A 9217-nucleotide genomic window follows, 5' to 3' on the forward strand; every position below is an offset into this window, starting at 1 on the left:
ATCAATTACTTTTTAAATCTAATTTAAATTTTCAAATCTTTATTTAAATGATTTTTTCTAGAAGATTTTTAAATATTAATCAAAATTATTATGAATAATTTATTAGTGAGAGATGTTAAGTATCTAGATGAACAATACAGAATAGGTGAAGGCATAATTTCGAATGATGCATTTAAGCAACTTGAAAAGCTCTTTATTCCTGTCAATCCAGAGCCTAACTATTTTAATCAAAAAAATAATAAACTTTTGCCAAAATTAGCCAAAGAAAACTATAAGGAATTTTTGGAAAGTTTATTAACAAAAACAAGATTAAGTATTCAACCAAAAATTGATGGCTGTGCTATTGCAATTAGATATATAGATGGCAAGTTTAATAAAGCTATTACAAAAAAAGGATTTGATGTCTCAAGCAAAATTAAACAAATTAAAAATGTCCCCGATTGTATTCCTATCAAACGAGATTTTCAAATTAGAGGTGAACTATACGCTACAAACCAAGTTGCCGGCATTTCCAAAAGAATTACAAGAAAATACCTCAATGATAAGAAAGGGATTGGAGAAAGTCTCCGCTTTTGCTGTTTCCAAATACTTAATGGAAGACTTAATCAATACGAAACCCTTAACTATCTTAAAAAATGTGGCTTCAGCACCCCTGACAGTTACTTCACAAATCATACAAGCGAAATCCAAATATATAAAAAACATTGGTTAGAGAAAAAAATATTTGCGAAATATCCAACTAATGGGATTGTTATAAAAATAAATAGTAGGAAATTGCAGTTACTTAGAGAGAAAAGTTTATCTCAAAATAACGAATGGCAATATGCAATTGAAAAATAATATTAAATAGTACCTTCAATAAGAGCTCACGATACTGACTTCCAGTATTTACAGTGGAAAAGTAATTAAATTTTGGTTTATTCCAAAGCAATTTGCAGGATTACTAAATGACTGCCACTATTTCAAGACCTAAAATCTCTAACTGGGAAACATCCAATATTCCAAACCTTACAGGCAAAACAGCGCTAATTACTGGTGCGAATAGTGGTCTGGGATACTACACTGCAAAGGCCTTAGCTGAAAAAAATGTACATGTTGTTATAGCTTGTAGATCACTTGAAAAAGCTAATCAAACTATCAAAAAACTTAAAGGTCTTAATCCTGAAGGATTATTTACCCCTTTAAAATTAGATTTGTCAGATTTAAAAAATATTGTTGAAGTTCAGTCCAAAATTTTTGATAATTTTGAAAATTTGGATTTACTAATCAATAATGCAGGCATTATGCATCCGCCTAAAACTCTTAGTGCCCAAGGATATGAAATACAATTTGCAGTTAATCATCTAGCTCACATGCTTTTGACTCTAAAGTTACTTCCAATTATTGAAAAAAAAGAAGAATCTAGAATAGTGACGGTGACTTCGGGAGCACAATTTTTTGGCAAAGTTGGTTGGAAAAATCTGAAAGCCGAGAACTACTACAATAAATGGGAATCTTACTCCAATAGCAAATTGGCAAATGTAATGTTTGCTTTGGAACTAAATGAGAACTTAAAGCACAAAAATATACTTTCTTTAGCTGCTCACCCAGGAATTGCAAAAACAAATCTCTTTACTGCTCAAAAACCCAACCCTGGTCCATTAGAAACATTCTCATTGGAATTATTTAGCCCTATTTTTCAAACTGCTGAGATGGGTGCTTTACCTCAGCTTTTTGCAGCTACTTCACCAGACGCAAGAGGCGGTGATCATTATGGTCCTAGATTTAATTTTAGAGGTCATCCAAAACTATCCCCTACTTCTCCTTTCGCCATGAATAAAAAAGAAAGAAAAAACTTATGGGAAAAAAGCATGGAAATACTTAATAACTTCTTATAAATTTTTCATTTTTACTAACTTTAGAAAATACTTCAAGATATGTAATTCACTCTCTGAGAGTTTCATAAATTCTGTTAAGGCATCATAATTTTTTTCATCAATTTTTTTTGACAATTGAATAAAACTATTATGGTTTTCATTAACAAAGCGCTCAGCGATCTGAGACGGAGTTAAACCCTGTTCAATTAATTCACCTGGAGCATTTTTCTCCCACTTTTCATAAAACCAAGAGAACCAATATTTTGCAGTATTATCTTCCATTAATTAACTTTTCTTGGACGAATACTATAAATACTGAAGAAAAATCTCATGATTGAATTACCCTTTAAACACAATTAATATAAATGCAATTATAAATTTAATGATAGATAATCATTCAAGTAAAAGAAATATTAATCTTGTAATTGGATTAGGTAAATCTGGATTTTGGGCTGCCAAGTATTTGAGAAGCATCAATAAGAGAGTAATTGTTTGGGAAAGTAAAGATGGGATAGAATTCTTAGAGAGAAAAACAGCATTAGAGGAGCTTAATATCATAGTTTCTCTAAATAAAGAATTTGTATTTGAAGAAATTCAACCTTTTTGGAAAGAGATCGAATCTGTTGTTGTAAGTCCATCAATACCTTATGACCACATAACTATTATTGAATTAAAAAAAAAGGGAATTAAAGTAATTGGAGAAATTAATGTTGCATGGGAAATTTTAAAAGACACAAATTGGATAGGTATTACTGGCACTAATGGCAAGACTACTGTTACTCATCTACTAAGCCATATACTCTCTGATACTGGATTATATGCTCCTTTTGCTGGAAATATTGGTACACCTTTATGTAAGTATGCTCACTCCAAAAAACATGAAAAAATTGATTGGGTTGTAGCTGAATTAAGCAGTTATCAAATAGAAATATCTCCAGAAGTAAAACCTAATATTGGAATATGGACAACCTTCACAGAAGATCATCTTGAAAGACATAAAACACTTGAAAACTATTTCAACATAAAAAAAAGCTTGTTAGAAAAATCTGATTTTAGAATTTATAATTATGACGATAAAAACCTAAGAAATCACTACAGTTCGCTATCAAGAGGGGTTTGGATAACAACTAGTTTCAATAAATCAAATTTCAATCATTGCGATTATTGGATAGATAAACAAGCGTACATTGTTGAGAGAGGGAAGAAATTATTCAAACTTGAACATTTTTCTTTAAAAGGAATGCATAATCTTCAAAATCTTTTATTGGTAATTGCAGCAGCAAGAAAAGTTGGATTATCTGGCAAGAAGATTAAAGATTCCTTATCTAAATACAAACAATTACCCCATAGGATGGAAACAATTTATAAAAATAATGATCTGGAAATCATTAATGATAGTAAAGCTACAAATTTTGACTCATCTATTGCGGGAATAAGTTCAATTGAAGGTCAAATAATAATCATTGCTGGGGGTAGATTAAAAGGCAATGAATATAGTGAGTGGGTAAAAGTTTTAAAGAAAAAAGTTGAATGTGTTTTCCTTTTTGGAGAAAGCTCAAAAGTCCTAAAAATGGCCCTTATTAATGAAGGATTTAAAAAAAATGTTTTTGAATTTTCAGAACTTAAAGAGCTTTTAAATTTTGTTTTTCATTATTTACAAAATAATAGGGTTGGAACATTATTATTCTCACCTTCATGCTCTAGTTTTGATCAATTTAAAAATTATGAAGAGCGTGGAGATTATTTCAAGAAACTAATAAGTGAAAAATTATAGGTTAATAAATCCATTTTTTGTCCAAGTATCATTTCGTAATTTTCAGGTCGGTCATCACAACCGTTTACCCTCTAGCAAATATTCACTTAGTTAGTTAGATTTTGACTATAAATTAACCCACTAGCAATGAGTGAATCTAACAATTTACCTCAAGCAATAAGTCATAAAAAATTAAGTTACTTGATGCTTAGGGCACAAAAGGATTCTCATTTTTCTGATGAATTAGCAGAAATAGAAAGCCCTGAAAAAAGAGAATTTGAAGAGTTAATCAACAATTGGGAAGATTCAACTAAGAAGGTAGTTAATGAGTTATCAAAAAGAAAAGAGAATTTACTAAAAGATAAATCACCAAATTCTTTAATTGCACTTGGTGCTATGGAAGTTCACCTTAATATGGCTTTGCAAGCCTTAAATGCATTTAATAAAGGAGTTGATGGGTAAAATAACAGAAATTATAAGGAAGGCATCGAAAATAATAGAAAATCTAAGTTTTTTTCAGTATCTATAGAAACATCATCAAAATAATTAACTTCAAAACCCAAACCATCTCCAGATTCGAGAAATATATTTGAATTAGAGTCTTTACTTTTTAATAAAAGATTGCCTTCTATTATTTGTATCCAATTATATTTATCGATTTTTAATGGCAATTTTTTTTCTTTAATTGGCTTATATTTACAACGCCATAAAGAGATACTTTGATTTAGAAAAAGCTTATTATTTTTACAGTCTTTGTAATTAAAAATAAGATTGTCCCACAAATTTTCATTTAATGAAATTTGCTCATATCGAGGTTTGATATTTTCTTTTTGAGGGTATATCCAAATCTGGAACAACTTACAGTTCTCATTTTCTTCATTCTTCTCGCTATGAGAGATTCCAGTACCTGCAGACATAACTTGTACTTCATCTTTGTGAATTTTTCCAAGATTGTTTAAAGAGTCTCTATGAGTTATTGCTCCTTTTGTTACTACAGTAATTATTTCCATATTTGCATGAGAATGTGTATTAAATCCTGCATTAGGAGAAATAGTATCTTCGTTTATAACTCTAATTTTCCCAAAATTATCCCATTTTGGATCTCTATGCTCTGCGAAAGAAAATGAGTGCATCGAATTTAGCCATTCTCTAGTCGATCTAAATCTTTCGTGCGATTTCCTTATTTTAATTATTTTCAAAGACATAAATACTAAGAAATTAATATGTTGTATTTGTGTAAATTAAATATTGTTGAAAATTATAATTTATGAATAATTTAAATTACTTTTTATTTATTTGTTGATTTTACTTTGTGCTTTATTTGCTTTATTAATTATTTTTTTTGCTTCTTCTCTTGTAGAACATTTTTCTGCCTCAACATTCAAGTTTTTTAGTTTATTTAATTGCTTTGAAATTTTCATATTAGATTATCTTAACAATTAGAAATTAACACATATTTAATGGATTAGCTAAAAATACTGGTTTGAATTTGAGCCTTACTACCTAAAAATAAGATTGGAGGATGGAATAATCAGAACAATATAGAGGGTGTATTGGATTATTTTTGATTGTTTTCTTGATTAAAAGCGGTCCAAGAGGATTATCAAAATTATTTTTCCTAATTGAGTGATATTGCATTATTTTTTTTGATATTCTTTTATTTCTATTTAGAAATTTACCTTTGTTACCCCAACCTAACCATAAATCACAATTCTTACTTTCAGACCAGTGTTTTAAGTTTTTATAAATATGATTGTTGTTTAGATAGCCCACAGGGTTTTTATGTTTAAAAAGTTTTTCTGGTTTGCTTGAAATAAGAGCAAATAGATTTATTAATTTTACTTTGCCGTAATTATTGTTTTTCGAAATTTTAATTATCTTTTTTGTTGTGTTGTCCAAGAAAACTTCATCCGATATTGAGGGATTTAAACCAATAAAGATAATCTCTTTTTTAGATTTAGAAATCTTATAACTTAAACTCCATCTATATAGTTTGTTTGCACTTATTAAACAATTTCTTTCTAGAAATAAATTATTCAACCTAAACCAACACCTCTAGCCATGAGAGTGGCAAACAAAGGTATTGTTGCAAAGCCCACTAATTCAGTAGTAATTATTAGTTTGAACCTCTTGACTAGATTTTCAGATATTTCAGGTAATTTATTCTTACTTAATGGAATGGCCCATAAGATATAGGTTGTTGTTGGGTATAAAGAAAGTAATCCCACAAGAATATAAAGAGAAACCTTTATCCAAAACACAGGATTACCTGTATAGAAATCACCTCCTTGACCAAAATACTTAACTCGCAAAATCCCAGTAACTAATATCGCAACACCCGCTAAACCATAAACCACATCTGCAATTATCATTGAGATCGTCTCATTTCTATTAAGACCTACCTTGAGAGTCAATCTTTCAAACAAAAGAGAACCGAAACACAATATTATTCCTAAATAATGAACATATGCTACTAATGCACTTTTAGCAATTTCACCTGTCAATAAAGTTCCTAATAACATTCTCTAGTCAAAATTTATACAATACTAACCACCAAATAAAGAATTTGTTTAGAAAATAAATTAAACAATAAAAAGTCAGCTAATTAATCTAGGACTCTAAAAACCTTTTTTTGACCATCTTCAAAGAAATCCTTTTTATTCCATACTTCGATTACATCTGGGAAATGTTTTTCCATACAATTATCACAAACCCCATGACTGAATCTAATATCACTAATTTTCGAAAGATATTTTTCTAAATGCATCCAATCGCCCTCCTTATTTTTCACTTCTCTGCAATATGAACAGACAGATAAAATACCTTCCTGTTTGTGCAAGTTAGACAAAGCATCTAGCAAGTTCAATGACTTTTTTCTAAGCTCTAAAAATGAAACTATTTGCTTGGATAATAATTCCATAATATTGAATTGTTGTGTAGTTAGATTTCCTGGCTTTCTGTCTATTACACAAAGAGTTCCAAGTTTATTACCGTCACTATTTCTAAGGGGAAAACCTGCATAAAAACGAATCTTGGGGTCTCCTGTTACCAATGGATTATTTATAAATCTTTCATCTTGGAAAGCATCATGAATAATTAATGGACTATTTTCTTTTATTGCATGGGTACAAAAAGACCAATCTCTTCTAGTTTCTGATATTTGAAGTCCTATTTTGGATTTAAACCATTGTTTATCTTTGTCTACCAATGTCATTAAAGAAATAGGCACATTACAGGTTGTAGCAGCAATTTTTGTAATATCGTCATAACATGATTCTGGCCTGGTTCCCAAAATCCTATATTCTGCCAAAGCTTTTAATCTTCTTTCCTCTTCTGCTTTTTTTGATACAAGATTTTGCATTAATCTTCACCAATAATTAAAACTTTAAAATTAAAGTTTCTCCAAAAAACTTTTTCCGTCTAATACTTAATAAAAAAAAGATAAACTTATTGAATTGTTACTTACTTATTTATTACTTATTAATTTGTTATTGATTGATTTAACTTTGAGACTGCCATCCCAGCGATCCATCCACTTGTCCAACAATGTTGAAAATTAAATCCACCCGTGATCCCATCAACATCTAAAACTTCTCCGGAAAAAAATAACCCTGGACAAATTAAGCTCTCCATACTTTTAAAATTAACCTCATTAATTTTTACGCCTCCGGAAGTAACAAATTCCTCTCCAAATGGACCTTTGCCCGAAATTATATATTTATCCCTCATTAGAGTACTTATCATTTTCTCTCTTTCATCCGCAAGTAAATCAGCCCACTTTTTCTCTTTATCAATACCTATTTTCTTTAATAAAAAAATCCATAATCTTTTTGTTAATAGTGGAACAGGTCTACTATTAATAAGATTCACCTTGCCTTTATTTAATCTTAAATAATTAATTTTTTCTTTTAACTCCTCATAACTTAAAGAAGACCATTTAATGATTAAATTAAATTTATATTTTTGGCTATAAAGTTCCCTTGCTGCAATTGATGAAAGTTTTAATACTGCTGGCCCACTAAACCCCCAATGCGTTATTAGTAAATCGCCTCTATTTTGAAAATTCTTATTGTTTAAATTAATTTCTATATCTATGCCCCTTATCGATACCCCACTACATTCATTCAAATTTGGTTCTTTTGTGGAAAAAGTAAAAAGCGATGGTACAGGTTTAACAATGGTGTGTCCAAGATTTTGAGCTAATTTATATCCGCTTGGATTACCTCCAGTTGAAAGAATAATATTTTTTGCAGTTACCTTTGCTTTTTTAAGACTAAAAATATTGAATATATTATCTGGAGTTTTTGCAATTTCTTTTACAAAAAATTTTGTTATTATCTCTACGTTTTTTGATAAAGCACTTTTTCTCAAACAATCAATAACATCTGAAGAAGAATTAGACACTGGGAATACTCTTAGATCTTCCTCAATTTTTAATTTTAAACCTTTTTTCTCAAACCAATCATATACATCTCCAGCAGCAAAACGATTAAATGATTCCAAGAGCTGAATTCCACCTCTGGGGTAATTCTCAATTAGTTCATTGGGTATCCATGTCGCATTAGTGACGTTACATCTTCCCCCTCCACTAATCCTTACTTTCTCCATAAGTTTTGAAGTTCCTTCAAGAATTATTATTCTTTTTACTCCATTTTCAGCAGCAGTTATTGCTGTCATAAAACCGGCTGCACCGCCTCCAACAACTGCTAAATCAAAAGGTTCCAAAAACTTATTATTTAATATGCTTCAATCTGATAATAGCAAGTAGTTATAAAGAAAAATTAGTCCAAAAACCAAAAAAAAATAAATATAAAACTTTAAAACTACATAATAAATAGCTACGATTCGCTAATTTTTAAATTTCTAGAAAAATCAACACAGTCGTTATTTTTATGCTTTAAGTTAATTAAATGAGCTTGTTATTTTCTTACGTTAAATATTCTGAGGCCAGTTTTCCTATGACTGGTCAATATACCGCTCTTCTTTTAATAACTTCTGTTATTTGGGTTCTACTTTGGTTTGGATATAGACAAAATAAGATAAATGATGAGATCAAGAAAAAAGAAAAAGAAGAAAGAATTAATGCGAAAGTTCAAAGAAGAAAAAAGTTAGAGAGTTTGTACCCTACTAATAAAAAAACTGTTTAAATTAAAATATTTTAGAAACATGAGAAAAAATAATTTCAAATCACTAATTCAGTACTTACCGGGGATTTTGATTCTTATATATGTATTCTTTTTAGCATTTACTCAATTTATAAAATAAAATTTTTAAAAATTATTCGTTTTGATTGGAATCCTTTCTGCTTTTGGAGCTGCTACATCTTGGACATATGCGTGCTTTATTTGGCGCTCGCAAACTCAAAAATATAAATCAATAGATATTAATTTAATAAAAAATATAATAGCTTTTTTAATTTTTATACCTGCTTTTATCAATCTAAGTTCTACAACTGAATTAAAGAACATATTTATCCTACTAATTAGTGGAATAATAGGTATTGGTTTAGGCGATACTTTCTACTTAAAGTCACTACAAACAATTGGCACAAGAAAAACTTTATCTATAGAAACTCTTTCTCCATTAATGGCAGCTTAAAAAAATAACA

Annotated in this window: 13 protein-coding genes; 6 read left to right on the forward strand and 7 right to left on the reverse strand. The window is 29.4% G+C overall.

What is annotated here, in order from left to right:
• Window positions 1-90: 90 nt before the first annotated feature.
• Entirely contained in the window at window positions 91-840 is a 750-nt protein-coding gene (locus AMO19_RS03260) for an NAD-dependent DNA ligase (RefSeq protein WP_075507325.1), read from the forward strand.
• A gap of 107 nt (window positions 841-947) precedes the next feature.
• Window positions 948-1877 carry an oxidoreductase gene (locus tag AMO19_RS03265; protein ID WP_075507326.1) on the forward strand — a complete coding sequence of 310 codons (930 nt, stop codon included), beginning with the start codon at window positions 948-950 and terminating at the stop codon, window positions 1875-1877.
• Here AMO19_RS03265 and AMO19_RS03270 read toward each other — a convergent pair.
• Entirely contained in the window at window positions 1872-2138 is a 267-nt protein-coding gene (locus tag AMO19_RS03270) for a hypothetical protein (protein WP_075507327.1), read from the reverse strand. The genes AMO19_RS03265 and AMO19_RS03270 overlap by 6 nt on opposite strands.
• Window positions 2139-2238: 100 nt before the next feature.
• Here AMO19_RS03270 and murD point away from each other — a divergent pair, with 100 nt between their 5' ends.
• Together murD and AMO19_RS03280 are read left to right on the forward strand one after the other, a co-directional pair.
• Entirely contained in the window at window positions 2239-3630 is a 1392-nt protein-coding gene (gene murD / locus AMO19_RS03275; protein ID WP_075507328.1) for a UDP-N-acetylmuramoyl-L-alanine--D-glutamate ligase, read from the forward strand.
• A gap of 126 nt (window positions 3631-3756) precedes the next feature.
• Window positions 3757-4071 (forward strand): MATH domain-containing protein, encoded by a 315-nt coding sequence (locus tag AMO19_RS03280; protein ID WP_075507329.1) that lies wholly within the window; start codon window positions 3757-3759, stop codon window positions 4069-4071.
• A gap of 11 nt (window positions 4072-4082) precedes the next feature.
• On the opposite strand, the gene AMO19_RS03285 is transcribed toward AMO19_RS03280, so the two are convergent.
• The 6 genes from AMO19_RS03285 to AMO19_RS03305 form a co-directional block, all read right to left on the reverse strand.
• A complete protein-coding gene (locus AMO19_RS03285; protein ID WP_075507330.1) occupies window positions 4083-4814 on the reverse strand; it encodes a pirin family protein in 732 nt (243 codons plus the stop codon).
• Between the two features lie 87 nt (window positions 4815-4901).
• Window positions 4902-5030, reverse strand: coding sequence for a hypothetical protein (locus AMO19_RS08750; RefSeq protein WP_011863480.1), 129 nt, complete (start codon window positions 5028-5030; stop codon window positions 4902-4904).
• 82 nt (window positions 5031-5112) lie between these two features.
• The gene (locus AMO19_RS03290) at window positions 5113-5649 is read right to left on the reverse strand and encodes a DUF1643 domain-containing protein (RefSeq protein ID WP_075507331.1); all 537 of its coding nucleotides are present in this window, start codon (window positions 5647-5649) and stop codon (window positions 5113-5115) included.
• A complete protein-coding gene (locus AMO19_RS03295; RefSeq protein ID WP_075507332.1) occupies window positions 5646-6131 on the reverse strand; it encodes a DUF2214 family protein in 486 nt (161 codons plus the stop codon). Before AMO19_RS03295 ends, AMO19_RS03290 begins: the two co-directional genes overlap by 4 nt.
• An 83-nt stretch (window positions 6132-6214) precedes the next feature.
• Window positions 6215-6970 (reverse strand): GAF domain-containing protein, encoded by a 756-nt coding sequence (locus tag AMO19_RS03300; protein WP_075507333.1) that lies wholly within the window; start codon window positions 6968-6970, stop codon window positions 6215-6217.
• Between the two features lie 119 nt (window positions 6971-7089).
• Window positions 7090-8334 (reverse strand): NAD(P)/FAD-dependent oxidoreductase, encoded by a 1245-nt coding sequence (locus tag AMO19_RS03305; RefSeq protein ID WP_075507334.1) that lies wholly within the window; start codon window positions 8332-8334, stop codon window positions 7090-7092.
• A 185-nt stretch (window positions 8335-8519) separates the two neighbouring features.
• Between AMO19_RS03305 and AMO19_RS03310 the strand changes: the two genes are divergently transcribed.
• Both AMO19_RS03310 and AMO19_RS03315 read left to right on the forward strand, forming a co-directional pair.
• Complete coding sequence (locus AMO19_RS03310; RefSeq protein WP_025954851.1) at window positions 8520-8756, forward strand: hypothetical protein; 237 nt, start codon at window positions 8520-8522, stop codon at window positions 8754-8756.
• Between the two features lie 139 nt (window positions 8757-8895).
• Window positions 8896-9207: an EamA family transporter gene (locus AMO19_RS03315; protein ID WP_257008946.1), complete on the forward strand. Its 312-nt coding sequence runs from the start codon at window positions 8896-8898 to the stop codon at window positions 9205-9207.
• Window positions 9208-9217 lie beyond the last annotated feature (10 nt).

Origin of the sequence: Prochlorococcus marinus (assembly GCF_001180245.1) — a bacterium.
In the GTDB taxonomy this organism is placed as follows: Bacteria; Cyanobacteriota; Cyanobacteriia; order PCC-6307; family Cyanobiaceae; genus Prochlorococcus_A; species Prochlorococcus_A marinus_F.

Coding starts and splice junctions, on each gene's coding strand:
- AMO19_RS03310 (WP_025954851.1), top strand. CDS start 8,520: ATGAGCTTGTTATTTTCTTACGTTAAATATTCTGAGGCCAGTTTTCCT.
- AMO19_RS03295 (WP_075507332.1), bottom strand. CDS start 6,131: ATGTTATTAGGAACTTTATTGACAGGTGAAATTGCTAAAAGTGCATTA.
- AMO19_RS03270 (WP_075507327.1), bottom strand. CDS start 2,138: ATGGAAGATAATACTGCAAAATATTGGTTCTCTTGGTTTTATGAAAAG.
- AMO19_RS03260 (WP_075507325.1), top strand. CDS start 91: ATGAATAATTTATTAGTGAGAGATGTTAAGTATCTAGATGAACAATAC.
- AMO19_RS03300 (WP_075507333.1), bottom strand. CDS start 6,970: ATGCAAAATCTTGTATCAAAAAAAGCAGAAGAGGAAAGAAGATTAAAA.
- AMO19_RS08750 (WP_011863480.1), bottom strand. CDS start 5,030: ATGAAAATTTCAAAGCAATTAAATAAACTAAAAAACTTGAATGTTGAG.
- murD (WP_075507328.1), top strand. CDS start 2,239: ATGATAGATAATCATTCAAGTAAAAGAAATATTAATCTTGTAATTGGA.
- AMO19_RS03265 (WP_075507326.1), top strand. CDS start 948: ATGACTGCCACTATTTCAAGACCTAAAATCTCTAACTGGGAAACATCC.
- AMO19_RS03280 (WP_075507329.1), top strand. CDS start 3,757: ATGAGTGAATCTAACAATTTACCTCAAGCAATAAGTCATAAAAAATTA.
- AMO19_RS03285 (WP_075507330.1), bottom strand. CDS start 4,814: ATGTCTTTGAAAATAATTAAAATAAGGAAATCGCACGAAAGATTTAGA.